This is a genomic window from Arcicella sp. GW458-12-2-14-TSB2, assembly GCF_059423785.1.
In genome coordinates, this window is record NZ_JBWKYN010000021.1 from 26854 (window position 1) to 44093 (window position 17240).

At 36.5% G+C, this 17240-nt stretch carries 17 protein-coding genes and 1 tRNA gene; 7 read left to right on the forward strand and 11 right to left on the reverse strand.

Going from position 1 to position 17240, the window contains the following annotated elements:
- Window positions 1-107: 107 nt before the first annotated feature.
- From AC07XN_RS04965 to AC07XN_RS04975, 3 genes are all read right to left on the reverse strand, one after another.
- Window positions 108-181, reverse strand: a tRNA-Asn gene (locus AC07XN_RS04965).
- Window positions 182-342: 161 nt separating this feature from the next.
- Window positions 343-984 (reverse strand): 16S rRNA (guanine(527)-N(7))-methyltransferase RsmG, encoded by a 642-nt coding sequence (gene rsmG / locus AC07XN_RS04970; RefSeq protein WP_309921665.1) that lies wholly within the window; start codon window positions 982-984, stop codon window positions 343-345.
- 171 nt (window positions 985-1155) lie between these two features.
- On the reverse strand, window positions 1156-2217 hold the full coding sequence (locus AC07XN_RS04975) for a glycosyltransferase (RefSeq protein ID WP_494742237.1): 1062 nt from the start codon (window positions 2215-2217) through the stop codon (window positions 1156-1158).
- A 257-nt stretch (window positions 2218-2474) separates the two neighbouring features.
- On the opposite strand from AC07XN_RS04975, the gene tgt reads away from it, so the two are divergent.
- From tgt to AC07XN_RS04995, 4 genes are all read left to right on the forward strand, one after another.
- Entirely contained in the window at window positions 2475-3608 is a 1134-nt protein-coding gene (gene tgt, locus AC07XN_RS04980; RefSeq protein WP_494742238.1) for a tRNA guanosine(34) transglycosylase Tgt, read from the forward strand.
- Between the two features lie 7 nt (window positions 3609-3615).
- Window positions 3616-4716 carry a non-hydrolyzing UDP-N-acetylglucosamine 2-epimerase gene (gene wecB / locus AC07XN_RS04985; protein WP_309921656.1) on the forward strand — a complete coding sequence of 367 codons (1101 nt, stop codon included), beginning with the start codon at window positions 3616-3618 and terminating at the stop codon, window positions 4714-4716.
- A gap of 257 nt (window positions 4717-4973) precedes the next feature.
- Window positions 4974-5675, forward strand: a complete 702-nt coding sequence (locus AC07XN_RS04990; protein ID WP_494742239.1) for a hypothetical protein — start codon at window positions 4974-4976, stop codon at window positions 5673-5675.
- A 33-nt stretch (window positions 5676-5708) separates the two neighbouring features.
- A complete protein-coding gene (locus AC07XN_RS04995; RefSeq protein ID WP_494742240.1) occupies window positions 5709-7439 on the forward strand; it encodes a hypothetical protein in 1731 nt (576 codons plus the stop codon).
- 237 nt (window positions 7440-7676) lie between these two features.
- Here the strand turns inward: AC07XN_RS04995 and AC07XN_RS05000 are convergent, their stop codons facing one another.
- Entirely contained in the window at window positions 7677-8402 is a 726-nt protein-coding gene (locus AC07XN_RS05000; RefSeq protein WP_494742241.1) for a pyridoxine 5'-phosphate synthase, read from the reverse strand.
- Window positions 8403-8615: 213 nt separating this feature from the next.
- Between AC07XN_RS05000 and AC07XN_RS05005 the strand changes: the two genes are divergently transcribed.
- The 3 genes from AC07XN_RS05005 to AC07XN_RS05015 all read left to right on the forward strand — a co-directional run bounded on the left by AC07XN_RS05005 (window position 8616) and on the right by AC07XN_RS05015 (window position 11144).
- Entirely contained in the window at window positions 8616-9068 is a 453-nt protein-coding gene (locus tag AC07XN_RS05005; protein ID WP_323252206.1) for a GatB/YqeY domain-containing protein, read from the forward strand.
- 209 nt (window positions 9069-9277) lie between these two features.
- The gene (locus tag AC07XN_RS05010) at window positions 9278-9787 is read left to right on the forward strand and encodes a CvpA family protein (protein ID WP_309921642.1); all 510 of its coding nucleotides are present in this window, start codon (window positions 9278-9280) and stop codon (window positions 9785-9787) included.
- Between the two features lie 19 nt (window positions 9788-9806).
- The gene (locus tag AC07XN_RS05015) at window positions 9807-11144 is read left to right on the forward strand and encodes a dihydroorotase (RefSeq protein WP_494742242.1); all 1338 of its coding nucleotides are present in this window, start codon (window positions 9807-9809) and stop codon (window positions 11142-11144) included.
- Between the two features lie 151 nt (window positions 11145-11295).
- On the opposite strand, the gene AC07XN_RS05020 is transcribed toward AC07XN_RS05015, so the two are convergent.
- From AC07XN_RS05020 to AC07XN_RS05050, 7 genes are all read right to left on the reverse strand, one after another.
- Window positions 11296-11712 carry a type II toxin-antitoxin system VapC family toxin gene (locus AC07XN_RS05020; protein ID WP_494742243.1) on the reverse strand — a complete coding sequence of 139 codons (417 nt, stop codon included), beginning with the start codon at window positions 11710-11712 and terminating at the stop codon, window positions 11296-11298.
- 4 nt (window positions 11713-11716) lie between these two features.
- Window positions 11717-11863: a hypothetical protein gene (locus AC07XN_RS05025; RefSeq protein WP_494742244.1), complete on the reverse strand. Its 147-nt coding sequence runs from the start codon at window positions 11861-11863 to the stop codon at window positions 11717-11719.
- Window positions 11864-11991: 128 nt separating this feature from the next.
- A complete protein-coding gene (locus AC07XN_RS05030) occupies window positions 11992-12669 on the reverse strand; it encodes a DUF2306 domain-containing protein (protein WP_494742245.1) in 678 nt (225 codons plus the stop codon).
- Window positions 12670-12921: 252 nt separating this feature from the next.
- Window positions 12922-13716: an indole-3-glycerol phosphate synthase TrpC gene (trpC, locus tag AC07XN_RS05035; RefSeq protein ID WP_494742246.1), complete on the reverse strand. Its 795-nt coding sequence runs from the start codon at window positions 13714-13716 to the stop codon at window positions 12922-12924.
- A 15-nt stretch (window positions 13717-13731) separates the two neighbouring features.
- Entirely contained in the window at window positions 13732-14718 is a 987-nt protein-coding gene (gene trpD / locus AC07XN_RS05040) for an anthranilate phosphoribosyltransferase (RefSeq protein ID WP_494742247.1), read from the reverse strand.
- A 49-nt stretch (window positions 14719-14767) separates the two neighbouring features.
- Entirely contained in the window at window positions 14768-15334 is a 567-nt protein-coding gene (locus AC07XN_RS05045; RefSeq protein ID WP_309921626.1) for an anthranilate synthase component II, read from the reverse strand.
- A 217-nt stretch (window positions 15335-15551) separates the two neighbouring features.
- Window positions 15552-16976 (reverse strand): anthranilate synthase component I family protein, encoded by a 1425-nt coding sequence (locus tag AC07XN_RS05050; RefSeq protein ID WP_494742248.1) that lies wholly within the window; start codon window positions 16974-16976, stop codon window positions 15552-15554.
- Window positions 16977-17240: the final 264 nt, after the last annotated feature.

Sequence of the window (17240 nt, forward strand, 5' to 3'; positions counted from 1 at the left end):
AAGTTATTATCAATTATTTTGTTCCAAACCTTATGGAACACTCTTTAAACTTGTTCCAACAAAAAACCCCTCATACGTTATGTATAAGGGGTTTTTGTGATTTTTTGCTCCCTCTCCTGGGCTCGAACCAGGGACCCCATGATTAACAGTCATGTGCTCTAACCGGCTGAGCTAAGAAGGATTGTTGTTAATCGTGATGCAAAAGTAGTCCGTTTTTGAATATCATGCAAGTGTTTCCTATGAAAAAAATAGCAAGATTTTAAATAAAAATGATTATTCCTTGATTTTCAGATTATTACAAAAAACATTTTTTTTCATTTTTATTGATTTAAAAACCACTTTTTACTTCATCGGAACGTGAACGACCATCTTTGTCTCGAAAAATTCTTCTTCAAAATAATCAGACAATTCAAATACTCTTGTCTTTTTACCTAATTCTTTTAATTCTTCTTTCATATCGCCACCTTTTAAATAAAGAATGCCATTATTCAACTTATTATAATTATTGATGTTTATCTTCCCTTTTACCCATCCGTAAAATGGTAAAAGGCGTGTAACGGCACGACTTACAATAAAGTCATATTCTCCATCTATCTCTTCTGCTCTGATTTGTTCTGCACGAACGTTTTCTAATCCTAACGCTTTTGCTACTTCATTGACTACTTTTATCTTCTTACCAATGCTGTCTACCAAATGAAATTGGCAATGAGGAAACATAATCGCTAAAGGAATCCCGGGGAAACCTCCGCCTGTGCCTACGTCTAGTATTTCACTGAAATCTTTAAAGGTTATTACTTTGGCTATGCCCAATGAATGTAAGATATGTTTTTCATAAAGATTGTCCATATCTGTTCTCGAAATCAAATTGATTTGAGCATTCCAATGCGTATATAATTCTCCTAACTGAGCAAACTGTTGTTTTTGCTTTTCTGTAAGTTGTGGAAAATACTTTTCTATTAATGTATGGTTGTTTGTCATGTTCATAATTTATTGTGTGATTGAGCGAATTGATTTTACCCGCTGATTTTCAGAGATTTGTACGCAGATTTTCGGAGACAAATAGCTTCTGCGAAAATCTGCGATATTAATCTGTCATATCTGCGGGTAAAAAAATAATTTAATCGAAAAACTCATCATTCAAAACTCAAAATTCCCTTATTTCCATCTCATTTTTTTCTTTCTCGGAATCAAATTATTGGTTCCCATAATCAAAAAATAACTGGTAAATATAAAATCCCAAAAGGGTAATGTTGCAGTATTAAGTGTCTTATCTAAACGATTGTTGGCCTTGGCAAATACAATCCACTGTGCTAATAATCTTATTCCAAAAACACCTAATACGCCATATAAAAGCACTGAGTGAAATGTAAATGGAATTAATACGCCTAATAAAACCCAAGAAAATATCTGGGTAGAAGCTAGGCTTCCTAACACTAATTTGTTTTCAAAACGATAATATTTACTAACTGAAAGATGTCTTGTTTTTTGTCGATACCAAGTTTCCCACGTTGTTTTGGGTACGGAATACATAAATGTATCAGCGTTTAAACAAATAGCGGTGTTTTCAGCAGTCGCTACGTCGTTCATAAATAAATCATCATCGCCACCTACTATGTTTGTATGTTTTGCAAAGCCTTTGTTTTCAAGAAATAACGATTTGCGGTACATCAAGTTTCGCCCAACACCCATATAAGGCTGTCCTTTTAAGGCTAATGAAAAATATTGTACAGCCGTAATAAAGGTCTCGTAACGAATCAGCTTATTCAGGAAAGATTTTTCGGAATAATAAGGCGAAAAACCTAGCACAATCTGTTTTTCTGGCAATAAACATTCCGCCATTCCTTTAATCCAAAATTCATTTTGAGGTCTGCAATCAGCATCTGTTAGCAATAACACATCATATTTTGCCGATTTGATGCCTAATGTCAAAGCATATTTCTTGGCTGAAAGATGGTCAGGCGTTTTTTCTATTTGAATAAACCTAACGTGCTGAAATGCTTCACATTCTTGCATTAAATATTCGTGCGTGCCGTCCCAAGAACGATCATCCATGATGATTACTTCAAAAGTAGGATAAGCCTGATTATCCAATAGCGGAATTAATGCTTTCAAATTTTCTAATTCATTCCATGCGCAAACAATTACTGATACGCCTTCGGAAATATTTGCTTCATGAATTGGTGTTTCGTGCGTATTGACTTTGGCAAAAACGAACAAAATAAAAAATAGTTGAAGGCCAACAGAAAATATGTATATGCTAAATAGAAAGGGTATCAAGGTATTAAATATCAGTTGGTTAATCTTTTGGGAGTGCAAAGATAAGTAAAAGCCTAAAGGCTATGAGTAAAAGAAGAAAGATTTGTTGAGAAAACTCGTAATTTTGTAATCTTTTCGGTAAAATAAATTCAGAAAGGATCATTAAACGCATAATCAATCTGTTTTAAGTCTTTTAAAAAATCCTTTTTGTTCAGCAAATGACTTTCGATATACTTAACAATGACCCTAATTCTAAAGCCCGTGCAGGCGTTCTTCAAACTGATCACGGACAAATAGAAACACCTATATTTATGCCTGTGGGTACAGCAGGCTCGGTAAAAGCTGTTCATCAGCGTGAATTAAAAGAGGATATCAATGCCCAAATCATTTTGGGTAATACCTATCACCTGTATCTTCGTCCTGGCTTGGATATTATTGAAAAAGCAGGGGGTCTGCATAAATTCAATGGATGGGACAGACCTATTTTGACGGACTCAGGAGGATATCAGGTATATTCTTTGGCAGATACTGGTCGTAAAATCAAAGAAGAGGGTGTTACCTTCAAATCTCATATTGATGGTTCTAAACACTTTTTTAGTCCAGAAGGAGTGATGGATATTCAAAGAACCATTGGCGCAGATATTATCATGGCTTTCGACGAATGTACGCCGTATCCTTGCGAATATGGTTATGCACGCGAGTCGATGGAAATGACGCACCGTTGGCTAAAACGCTGTTGCGACCATTTCGACCGTACCGAACCTAAATATGGTTATAGTCAAACACTTTTCCCCATTGTTCAAGGCAGTGTTTACAAAGATTTAAGAGTAAAATCGGCGGAGGTAATTGCGAGTTTTGAACGTGAAGGAAACGCCATTGGCGGACTTTCGGTAGGAGAGCCTGCTGAAATGATGTACGAAATGACGGAATTGGTAACGGATATTTTGCCAAAAGACAAGCCTCGTTATTTGATGGGAGTGGGGACACCAGCCAATATTTTAGAGAGCATAGCTTTGGGAATAGATATGTTCGACTGCGTAATGCCTACCCGCAATGCCCGCAACGGTATGTTGTTTACTACTGAGGGGACAATCAATATGAAGAATGAGAAATGGAAAGATGATTTCTCACCGATTGATACGGGGTTAGACTGTTTTGCCAGTAATTTTTATACAAAGGCTTATGTTCGCCATTTGTTGAAAGCTGATGAAATGCTAGGGGCGATGATAGCGAGTGTCCATAACCTAAGCTTTTACTTATGGTTGGTAAAACAAGCTCGAGAACATATTATCGCTGGTACTTTCAAACCTTGGAAAGATACTATGGTCGTGAAATTAATGCAACGTTTATAATAACATTATGATAAAAATATTAAACATCGTCGGTGCAAGACCAAACTTCATGAAAGTAGCACCTTTGCACCGTGCTTTTGAACAACGTCCAGAGATTGAATCGAAAATTGTCCACACTGGTCAGCATTTTGATGCCAAGATGAGTGACGTTTTCTTCGAGCAACTTCAAATGCCAAAACCTCATTATTTCTTGGGTGTTGGTGGTGGTTCGCATACGGAAGTAACAGCCAAAACGATGCTTGAATTTGAGAAGGTTTTATTAGCAGAAAAACCTGATTTAGTGTTGGTCGTAGGCGATGTAAACGCTACGTTGGCTTGTACGTTGGTCGCTATCAAATCACATATTCCTGTGGCACACGTAGAAGCAGGTTTAAGAAGTGGCGACCGTGCGATGCCTGAGGAGCTGAACAGAATCTTAACCGATAGCGTATCAGAATATTTATTTATTACTGAACAGTCGGGTGTGGATAATTTAAAGCATGAAGGCGTACCCGATGAAAAAGTATTTTTTGTAGGCAACGTGATGATTGATTCATTGGTGCATTATTTAGAAAAAGCGAAACAAACGAGCGTGCTGGATGATTTGAATCTGCAAAAAGATGGCTATGCTGTAGTTACCATGCACCGCCCTGCGAATGTGGATACGTCAGAAGGTTTAGAAGCGATTTTGAATGTAATCGAAGATACTGCTCGTTACAAAAAAGTGGTGTTGCCCATTCACCCTCGTACGGCTAATAATTTCAAGAAATTTGGTTTATCTGAAAGACTTGAAGCTATCGAAGGCTTAGTTTTAACTGAACCACAGGGATATTTAGAGTTTTTGCAGTTGATGCAAAATGCCACTATTATTATTACAGATTCGGGAGGGATTCAAGAAGAAACTACTTTCTTACAAATCCCTTGTTTGACTTTTAGGGATTCTACTGAAAGACCTATTACGGTTGAAATTGGTACAAACCAACTTTTAGCTGATTTAAATCCTGTAACAGTCCATGAAAAGTTCTTAGAAGTTTTAGCAGGAAAAACGAAAAAAGGACAAATTCCTCCACTTTGGGACGGACATACTTCTGAAAGAATTGCTGATATTCTAATAGAGAAATTAGGATAAAAATAAGTGCTTTAGTGAATTGGTTGTAAAAGTACCTGATTCACTAAAGCACTATTCATTACCAACCCGTTCTTATTATCAAACCACTTCCGTTCTATCACTCAACTTAGGGATTAGTGTCATCGAATACCTACTACTAGGTATTTTTCTTCTGTAAAGTAAAGTTCCTACCTACCGTATAATAAAAACAACAAGCAATATATTGCTCAAAATCAAAAAGAAACTATATTTACCATCATATCTTAAACTTAACTCCGATGAAAACAAAAACTACCACTAGTTTATTGCTTTTGTATTTGTGTCTCATAAGTAGTATAACCTTTAGTAAAGGTATTACCACAGGTGACTCGTCAAAAACTAAAAACAATCATAAACTAGGTCTTTCTTTGAATCTTGGCACAACGCCAGGAATTGATTTAGCCTACGCATTAAGTCCTAAAGTAACAGCACGACTTGGTTTTGCGTATTTCAAGTACAATGTAAACACTACTGCGAAATCATCAGACGAAGAAGTAAAATTAAAGGGTGATGCCGACCTAGCAATGGTAGGATTATCATTTGAATATTTTCCTTTCAAAAAAAGCAGCTTCAAGCTTTTTGGAGGTGCATCATATATCGATAAAGGAAAAGTTTCAGTGGTAGTTACTCCTTCTGGATCATATACTTTTGGTAACACTACTTTTTCTCCTGATGATATTGGTAATGTTAAGTTTTCTGTAGATTATGGAAAAAGCATCGCTCCATTTGCAGGTATTGGCTTTGGACGCACTATCCCTAAAAGCAGAATAGGCTTTGGCTTTGAGCTAGGCACCTATTACACAAAAACTCCAGAAATAACCTTAACTGGTGAAAAAAGGCTAAGTAGCATGAGCGAACAACAAGCTAAAGTACAGGAAAACATGAAGGATTGGCACTATTGGCCAGTTATCAACTTAAGATTGGCTGTTAGATTAGACTAATCGAAATCATTTAAACTTTATTATTTTAATAAAATGAAAACAACCTTTACCTCTGTTTTTCGTCCAATATTATATATTTTGTTTGGACTTACTATAACTGTTGCTTGCCAAAAAATCAATCCATTAGATGGCGTTGAGTTGACGGTGAATGAAGAAATAGCCGTTTCTCCTCTTCTAGTACAATTTGCCAATGCCAATAGTAGTGGTACACAATTACCTGATTTTAATGTAACTATAAGTGGGGCAAACGCCAACTTAGTTCGTATGGATGGGGGAGCGACATCATTTCGCTCTCAAGGAGGGTTTTTACCATTATATCTCATCTCAGATGCACACCCTTCTGCTTCAAACCCCATTAAGTTCAATATCTATGCAGAAATCCCTGGCTTTTCCCCTATTTCTCAGTTAGTAACAATCACTTCTGATTCTGTCAAAACTGTTGATATAACAGCTATTGAGATGGCAAAACCTGCTGATGGTACTTCTGTTTCAACAGCAACTATTGCTGTAACAGGTGGAACTGTAACTACTCCGCAGACAATAAAAACTGCAAGTAGTGCTACTATGGCAGAAACAACTACTATCACCTTGCCAGCTGGTACACAAATTCAAGATGCTAATGGCACTCCTATTAATGCAAATCAGGTTTCAACTGCAGTAGTTTATTATGACCCTAGCTCGCCTACATCTTTTAGTGCTTTCCCAGGGGGATACAGCCCGACCAATGTAGTAGATGCAAACGGGCAACAAATTAATAATGGTCAGGGTGTACAGTTTATGTCTGCTGGCTTGGTTTCAATTAATATGAATGCAGGAAATACGGCTGTAAAAAAATTCTCTCAGCCAATCACTGTATCAATGGAACTTGACCCTAATACTACTAACGCTGTAACTGGCGATAATATAAAAGCAGGAGACATAATACCCTTATGGAGCTTAAATGAACAAACAGGACAATGGAAAAGTGAAGGAAATGTTACTGTAAAAAGTGTAAATGGAAAATTAATTACCGATTTCCAAACTACACACTTGTCTTGTTTTAACTTAGACTGGGATATATTCTATGGTATACCTAGTTGTAATAACTCATTAAAAGTTACTCTTAATATTGGTGCTGGGAAATCAGGTGTCTATGATGTTGCTTTAGTAACTCCGAACAATCAATATTTAGCGGCAGCCCACTATGTAAACATTAATCAGGAAAAAGTGATAACTTTTCCTAGAGTTCCTAATATCAAACAAGCGAAAATTGTCATTTCAGCATTTAACCTTTATCTATACCCTAAACTTCCTATATTAGCAGAAACACCATTGTTTGCTCCATGCTCACAAGGGGCTATAACGCTAAACTATGGTGCACCAGCTCCTCCTACGTATATTAACCTAAATGTTACTATAAAAGGAAGTTGTTCAAATAAAAATGTAACTGTTTTACCAACAGGTTGGTACAATATTATTGACAAAACTAATAAGGATGCAGGTTTACCAAGCACCATTAGCGTTTATATAGCAAATGGTCAAGTTGCTCAAATCATAGGTGGTACATTCACTAAAACGGGTTCTGTATATAGTACTAAACTTATTAGTGGTCATACTTATTATATTCAAAATAATTATAATAACAAACTTTATACCTCGCCAACATTTGTTATCTCTAATGCTAATATTACATTAACAGGTAGTGATGCTTCTGGTAAGGGTGTTTATAATTCTCAAACAAATACAATAGATCTTGCTGTATCACTTAATATAAACTGTAATTAATTCCGGTTTTAAGATTATCTTATTTGCATCGATGAACTTGAGTCATCCCGAATTTTAAAATCATAAAAGAGCGGTCGAAATTAGTTTTTCGACCGCTCTTTTGATTTATGGATACAGATTATAGTTCCCTTAGGAACACTATATCGGCGGCGACCGACATTTCGCCTCTATGAGACTATTTTATCAAACCTCCCTATTTTAATGACTCATGTTTATCTTTTAAATAAGTATCAATACTTAATCAATCGCCTTCGTCTCTCTCAAATACAACTGTACTGTATTCTCTAAACCCAAATAAAGGGCATCGCAAACTAATGCGTGACCGATAGATACTTCTAAAAGGTTAGGAATATTTTGTTGAAAATACCTAAGGTTATCCAAACTCAAATCGTGTCCTGCGTTCAAGCCTAAACCTAATTCGTTGGCTCTGGTAGCGGCAGTTACAAAATCACGAATGGCTAATTCTTTGTTTTTAAAGTAATGTTCGGCATAAGGTTCAGTATAAAGTTCGATACGGTCTGTACCAGTTTCTTTCGCCCCTTCTACCATTCTTACATCGGCATCTACAAAGATGGATGTTCTGATGCCTGCGTCTTTGAACTGAGCCACTAAATCAATTAACTGACTTTTGTATTTTATGGTATCCCACCCTGCATTAGATGTCACTGCTCCTAAGGCATCGGGTACTAAGGTTACTTGTGTTGGTTTATTAGCTAAAACCAACTCTACAAACTTTTTCTCTGAAGGGTTTCCTTCAATATTAAATTCCGTCGTTACCACCTCCTTTAAATCAAATACATCACGATAACGGATATGGCGTTCGTCTGGTCGGGGGTGTACTGTAATGCCTTCTGCACCGAAACGCTCGCAGTCTAACGCTACTTTTACTACATTGGGGTTATCGCCTCCTCTTGAATTTCTTAAAGTAGCAATCTTATTGATATTAACACTTAATTTAGTCATACTGAAAAATGATAAAAGCTCCGTATTTGTATATTTTACCACCATCATAGATAAAATACTGATACGCTAAGCCAAATAACTGATAACTGTTTTAGTACCTTTGTAAAAAGAACATTTATCCAAATAATAATGTTCTGTGAATGGGCCAAAGATACGTATTTTGAAAAAGAAACATTTTCAAAATTACATATTTTCAAAATCTCAAATAAAATCATGTCATTAAAAACCAATATTGAAAGCGGCATTAAAGATGCCATGCGTGCAAAAGACCAAGACCGTCTTCGCACTTTACGTGCTTTAAAAGCATTAATTCTGTTAGAAGAAACTTCTGGAAACAATGCCAGTGGAGACTTGCCAGCAGATGTTGAATTAAAATTATTGACAAAAGCTGCTAAACAAAGAAGAGATTCTTTAGATATATTTACAACACAAGGTCGTGCGGATTTGGCTGAAAAGGAACAAATCGAGCTTGCAATTATCGAGGAATTCTTACCAAAGCAATTAACAGAAGACGAACTTCGTGCTAAATTAGAAGAAATCAAAGTACGTGTAGGTGCTTCTGCTCCGTCTGATATGGGTAAAATCATGGGCGTTGCTACGAAAGAATTAGCTGGACTAGCTGACGGTAAAGTAATTTCTGCGATGGTGAAAGCTATTTTGAGTTAGTTTTTTGTTTTAAGGAAATCTTATTATAACAAAACGACCAGTTTTGCATAACCTTATCCGTAGGCACAGCACCTCTAACCGAGTATCTGTTGGGCTATTAAGTTAATTTTCTATCACTAGCGAGGGACTTAAGTCCCTTGCTAGTGACAGAAAATTGAGGATGAGGTAATTAATATAGGAAAAATCCTATATTACTCAATCTCGTATCTATGCAACCAATCGATATTTTCATACTTCTTCCAACCCTCTGGGGAGCTTACATTGGTTATCAACGGGGCATTATCATTGAAGTCATTTCTATCATCGCTTTCGTAGTTTCTGTCATTATTGGTTTTCGCACATTAGGGTTTGCTAGCGACCTTGCTTCGCCTTATATGAGCAATAGCGTAACGAACAAAATCATGCCTTATATTGGTTTTGGAGCCGTTTTCTTTCCTATTGTTTATCTTATCAATAAACTAGGATGGACCTTACGCAAATCTATCCGTTATACTGTTTTAGGAAATTTTGATTCTTTTGCTGGTGCTGTTGTCGGGGCCTTCACTTGGGCTTTTGGTATCAGTATCTTCATTTGGTTAATTACCGCTATTGGCATTAAAATTCCCGCAAGTGATGCTGAAAAAGTTTATCTTTACCCACTGGTACAACCACTCGCACCGAAAGTGGTGGAAAGAGCCATCGATATAGTACCCAAACAAATTGATAAATTAAGCAAGTAAATTTGAGCCTGATTTAAGGATGAACACAATACTTATTCTGAATGCCCAAGTAGTTAACGAAGGCAACATTCAATCGGTAGACGTTTTTGTAAAAGACGGATTCATTGAAAAAATTGACAATAATCTATCTGGCTTAACTGCCGATACTGTCATTGATGCTAAAGGTAAATACCTTTTTCCTGGCGTAATTGACGACCAAGTACATTTCCGTGAACCAGGACTTACCCATAAAGCCTGTATTCATTCAGAAGCTCGTGCTGGGGTAGCGGGTGGTGTTACTTCCTTTATGGAAATGCCTAATACGGTTCCCAATGCTTTGAACCAAGACTTATTAGCTGATAAATACGATATTGCTGCTCGCACGTCGTTGGCCAATTACTCTTTTTATATGGGGGCATCTAATGATAATATTGAAGAAGTACTGAAAACCAATACTCAAAATGTTTGTGGTATTAAGGTTTTTATGGGTTCTTCAACAGGCAATATGTTGGTAGATAATGAGAAAACACTTGAAAATATTTTCTCTAAAAGTCCAATGTTGATTGCGACACACTGCGAAGACGAAGCAACGGTTCGCGCCAATACGGAGATTTATAAACAACGCTTTGGCGATAATCCACATCCGAGAGTCCACCCTGAAATCAGGAATGTGGAGGCTTGTTATAAATCATCATCAATGGCGGTTGAATTAGCCAAACGTCATAATGCTCGACTGCATATTCTGCATATTACTACTGGCGAGGAAACAGCATTATTCACCAATGATATTCCTTTAAAAGAGAAAAAAATTACGGCGGAAGTTTGTGTTCATCATCTTTGGTTTGATGCCCGCGACTATGAAACCTTGGGTAATCAGATAAAATGTAATCCTGCGGTAAAAGCGGATGGACATAAACAGCAATTGCTAAAAGCGTTGTTAGACGATAGAATAGACGTAATTGCTACCGACCATGCTCCGCACACTTGGGCTGAAAAACAAAATCCTTATTGGTCATCGCCATCAGGTTTGCCTTTGGTACAGCATCCTTTGAATTTGATGTTAGAGTTTTATAAAGAAGGTAAAATCTCTTTAGAAAAAATTGCAGAGAAGATGTCGCACGCTGTGGCAGATTGTTTTCAGATTGCTAAAAGAGGCTATATTCGCGAAGGCTATTGGGCTGATTTAGTGTTGGTAGATTTGAATGAAAGTACTACAGTTACCAAAGAAAATGTTTACTACCAATGTGGATGGTCGCCATTAGAAGGACAGACTTTGCATTCTAAAATCACGCATACAATCGTTTCAGGGCATTTAGCATTCCAAGACGGTACATTTGACGAAAGTGTTACGGGCAAAAGAATGTTGTTTGAAAGGTAGTATTGCTTTAGGCAATAGGCAGTAAGCCTTAGGATTTTGTTCAATACTCATGGCATGACTAACAAGTTGTTTTCAGAAGAAATAATAACGATAGTCATGCTATGAGTGTTTTCTTAGTACTTACTTTACGCTTATAGCTAAGATATTAGTTTTATATCACTACACTGATTTTATCATAAATCGGGAAGTACTCATCTGTACTCAATACAGGCATTTTCTCACAAATTGCTTGAGCAATAATCAATAAATCAAATGGGTCTCCATGTGATTTTACGCTACCTGTTTTTATTGGAACAAAAGACAATTCTAATATTTTATCGTAATGGGCTTGTTTTAGCTCAAGTATCCTAATCTTTCTTTTTGAGATTTCAACAATAGCTTCTTGATACGAAATATTAAATGGATTACTCCCTTTTCTTACCTTAATTGCTAATTCATGAAGACTGGCACTACTAATCCAAAGCTGATTTAAAGGATTTGTAAGAATATCAATTTGCTCTTTTGACATTCTATATTTATCATCATTTAACCAGAAGATGTAGATATTTGTATCTAAAAGGTAGTCCATACTACTATTTATTTACTTTCTTATATAATTCTTTATTCCGTTCTACGGCTTTTTTCCTCTCCTCAGGAGTTGATAACTCATAAGGTTCAAGTATTCCTTTGTATTGTTTTTTAGGAATGATTTCAGACTTATTTTGTGTTTTCGCTACCATTTTTGAAACGATTATCTAAAACAAATATAGCAAAATTTACTTAATGATACTCATGACATGACTACCAAGTTATTTTCAGAAGAAATAATATTATGTTAGTCATGCCATGAGTGTATATTAATATTTGCCTAAAGCCTACTTTTTGCCTTCTCCATATAATATCTACGAGTTCTTCCAATAATTATTCCGCCTATTACACCCGGTGCAATCCAAACTACTAAACCTGGAATATAAGGAGGATTGTTTACTACTAAAAATGCTGTTACGGTAGCGATATAGGCACCACCCATTCTCGAAATATGGTTTTGAAACCAATATCTTGCTTGTACAGCTCCTGTATTATTGACAACCTTCTTCCCTAAAAATACCCTTAAGTCTTCTGTTGCCATCAATAAAGAAAACACGCCAAAAATAGTAAACAAAATAGCATAAAAAGCAACCCCTTTTTGATAGGCTAACACCCCAAAAGCCATCATAGCAAAAGCACTAACAACGGTTAAGATAGCACCAAACCAATCAACAAATTCAGGTTGTAGATTTTTCTTCATACGTACCAGTCTCGCTCCCGTGAAGGTATTATAAAAACTAAAAACGGCAATACCTGTCAAGAAAATTAGGCGAAATTCCATTTTAAAGCGCATCAAAGCAGTTAATGCTACTAAGAACATCGCCCAGTAAAATACATTGCCCCAAAACACATGAGCCTTTCCTCCTTTTTTGGTAAACATGGGTACTAAACCAGTTGTTAAAGCTGTAAAGCCTGCAACGATATGAACATATAATGCCATTTTTAAAACTATTTCCATTTCAGTATTCGATTTGTGTTAAATGCTTGTTTTTTGATTGGTTCAAAATTAGCACTTACATAAAAGCCTGTGAAATTCTTGGGGGAATGAGCAAGAAAATGGGATATTTGGCAAGAATAGGGGAGTTTTAAGCCTGTTTGGGACATTTGACAAAGCTTAATGGGAGCATAATAAGGGAGAAAAGCCTACTTTTCTATTAGCTGGCGACTTAAGTCACCAGCTAATAGAAAAGTTTTGAGGGAGTAGTAAGTTTTAAGCATTAACCTCATCAATCAATGTTTTCAAAGCCTCCGCAGGATTATTGGTTTTCATAAAGGTTTCGCCAATTAAAAAGCCTTTATAACCCACAGTTTTTAATAATTTAATCGTCTCAGCTTGTGAAATACAGCTTTCTGAAATCTTGATACATTCAGCAGGAATTTTTTCGGCTAATTCCAATGATGCATTTACATTTTGCTCAGCAAAATTTTTGAGGTTGCGGTTATTGACACCAACGACATCAATATACTGATTCAAACTACGATTCAATTCTTCTTCGTCATGAATTTCTAAGAGGGTTTCCATGCCCAATTCTTTCGTCAGCTTTCCTAAGTCTTGTATACGTTGAGGCGTCAAATTTGCTGCAATCAAAAGGATTACATCTGCACCCAAAGATTTTGCTTCGATGATTTGGTATTCATCTATCATAAAATCTTTGCGTATCATCGGAATTGTCGGATTGGTACGACGAGCTTTGAGAAAATCTTCGCTAGTACCTCCAAAAAATTCAAAGTCTGTCAATACCGATAAGCACGCAGCACCAACTTTTACATAGCCAGCCGTTACTTCCTCTACCGTTACATTTCCATTGATAATGCCTTTTGAAGGCGATTTTCGTTTAAATTCAGCAATGATGCCCGAAGAAGCAGGATTAAGCAAACTTGTTTTTAAGGAATTATTCGTTTTGGCAAAAAAGCCACTTTTTTCTAACTCCTGAACAGAAACTTGCTCTTTGCGTTGGGCTACTTCCTGTGCTTTATGGGCGATAATTTTATCTAAAATAGTCATTTGTATCTAAATATTTTACTGAATAAATTGCTTGAAACCCGCCAAGGCTGTACCACTTTCTAATGATTCTTTGGCCTTCAAAATGGCATCTGGTAAGCTCAAAGTATTATCGGCACAATATAATGCCGTAGCAGCATTGGCGATTACAGCCTCTGTTTGGGCTTTTGTACCTTTATTTTCAAGAATATTGATTAATATTTTAGCCGATTCTTCTACCGTACTTCCTCCATGCAAATCTTCTTGTTTGCATCTTGTAAAACCCAACTGCTCAGGTGAAAAAGTCTCTTCTCCTTTTACCGTAATCAATTTAAAATCTGATGTCAATGACACTTCATCATAGCCATCTAAGGCATAAATTACACCATAATTCTTATACGACTTTTGAAGTAATTCGCCATAGAGTTTCAAGACATCTAAATTATAAACTCCTGTGATTTGCTTTTGAACTAAAGCAGGGTTTAAAATTGGCCCAAGCATATTAAAGAACGTTTTCATACCTAATTCTTTGCGAATAGGGCCAACAAAACGCATGGCAGGGTGGAACAATGGCGCATGTAAAAAGCAAATTCCTGTAGTTTCTATTTTCTGACGAAGATAATCGATGTCATTACTGAATTTTACCCCAAGATATTCTAATACAGTTGAGGAACCCACAGACGATGACACCCCATGATTACCATGCTTTGCCACGTTCTGACCAGCTCCTGCTACTACAAAAGATGCCGTAGTTGATATATTAAAGGTATCTTTGCCATCACCGCCTGTTCCGCAAACATCCATTGGGTCATAAGCAGAAAGGTCTATCGTAAGGGCTAGTTCCAACATCGCATCACGAAAACCAGCTAATTCTGCCGACGTAATGGGGTTCATCATATAGGTAGTCAGAAATGCTGCAATATGACTATTATTGGCTTCACCTCTAGCTATGATTCCCAAAGCTGTTTGGGCTTCTTCTTGGGTTAAAGCGTTACCTTCTGTTCTTTTTTGTAAGTAAATTTTCATACTAATTCGCTGTTAGCAATGGGCAATCAGCTATGGTTTATTTTTTGTATTAGATTTTAACCCAGTTCTCTACCATTTTCACGCCATATTCGGTAAGATAAGCCTCCGGGTGAAACTGTACACCCCTTACATCATAAAGCGAGTGTGCTTCCGCCATTACATAGCCTTGTTCATCAAGTGCTGTTACTTTTAATTCAGCAGGCATGGTCTCTTTTACGACTGTCCATGAGTGATAGCGACAAACATTTACTTCATTTGGTACTCCTTGGAAAAGAATCTCTGATGGCTCTGTAATGATACATTTAGTGGTTACGCCATGCAATACATCGCCCATGTTGTGTAATTTTGCACCAAAGGCTTCGCCAATGGCTTGGTGCCCAAGGCATACTCCAAAAATAGATTTTGTTGGGGCATATTCACGAATGACATCTAATAAAATTCCTGCTTCTTCGGGAATACCTGGGCCAGGCGAAAGCAATATTTTATCGTATTTACCTACCTCTTCCAATGAAATTTTATCGTTGCGGAATACATCCACTTGATTGCCTAAATCTTTTAAGATGTAGACTAAGTTATATACGAAGGAATCGTAATTATCAAGGACTAATATTTTCATGATTGTATTTTTAGCTGTCAGCTTTGAGCAATGAGCCTTGAGCTTTAAGTTGCATTCTTATTTTATTTAAACGGGAATAATGAATATTGTTAGCTATCAGAAATCGGCTATCTGTCATCGGCTGTGTACTTTTTTAATAACAAGCAATCTTCCTTTATTTGAATGGTTGATTTTAAAATCCGACGACCGAAATCCGATTACCGAAATCCCAAATCTACTAAATTCCCTCCGCCATATCCAAGGCTTTTCTTAATGCGCCTAATTTTAATTTGATTTCTTGCATTTCGTTTTCAATCACCGATTTGGCTACTACACCCATTCCTGCTTGGTAATAAAGTGTATTGTTTTTACTCATGAAAGTACGAATAGCGATAGCGTGATTAAAGTTTCCGACAAAATCCATATACCCAATTGCTCCACCATAAATATGACGGTTCACGTTTTCTAAGCGGTTAATGATACTCATGGCATTATGCTTTGGCGAACCAGAAAGCGTTCCCGCTGGGAAAGTATCTGCTACTAATTGCAATGGATTTGTACCAGCAGTCATTTTGCCTGTTACCTTAGAAACCAAATGAATAACGTGTGAGTAAAATTGTACTTCTTTAAAGGTTTCTACTTTTACTACGTCCGAGCTTCTTGATAAATCGTTTCTTGCTAAATCTACCAACATTACATGTTCGGCAGACTCCTTAGGGTCGGCTAATAATTCACGTGCCAATTCTGCATCTTTTTCATCATCACCTGTTCTTCTGAAAGTACCTGCAATAGGATGAATTTCTGCCATTCCATTTTTGATACCGATTTGTTTTTCGGGTGATGCACCAAAAATTCTATATTTTTCATAATCGAAATAGAACATATAGGGCGATGGGTTGATAGAACGCAAAGCACGATATACCTGAAAATCATCTCCTTCAAAAGTACGGCTAAAACGACGAGAAGGTACTATCTGGAAAACATCTCCACGCAAGCAGTGTTTGATACATTCTTGGATAATTACCCGCATTTCATCATCTGTATAATTGGTAATTTCTTCGCCTGTTAATTTGAATGACTTTGTAGCATAATGAGGCATACTTAACAGCATTTCTAGTGACTCTAGCCCTTTTACACTATCCGTATTTTTTCTTTTCTCTCCTTCGTATTCATGTTCGTAGAGGAACATCTCATCTTTAAAATGATTGATGGCTATTACATAACGATAAACATAGTAAATGATAGAAGGCATTTCTGTGTTTTCGTTTTTCTCCTGTATTTCAATATCTTCAAAATACTCTACGGCATCATAAGCAATATGTCCAAACATGCCATTGGCCATTGGGGCATAATCAGGTTGACGTTCCCATTGAAAACGATTGGCAAAGTCCATCAAGGCTTTTACAGCATCTTTGCGGTGATTCAATTTGAAAGTTTCCGTTGTACCATCTGGAAAATTTTGTGTAACTACGTCATTATCGACAATAATACTTGCCACAGGGTCGCAAGCAATATGGCTATAACCATGTTCTTTTCCGTGATAGTCGGCACTTTCTAAAATAACCGAATTCTTGAACTTATTACGCAATTTCAGAAAGATTCCAACGGGCGTAATGGTATCGGCTAAACGTTTCTTTTGGGTTGTTTTTACTGAAAAAGTCATGCTTAATTAGTGATTGTTTGAAAGAGCAAAACAAAAAAGGCTTACTGGTTGAACAGTAAGCCTTTCGTGAAGAAAAATATCTTTATCGAAAATACATTATGATTCTGTTCAACGGACGTTTGCCAGTTGCCACCACCATGAAGTATTTTTGAATGTTGTTGTCATTTTTTATGCATTTGATTTCACAAACTTAGTATTTAAAAATTAGATTCAAAAAATATTGTGGAAAAAATTATGGAAAAGGGATTTTAGTACATTTGAAAC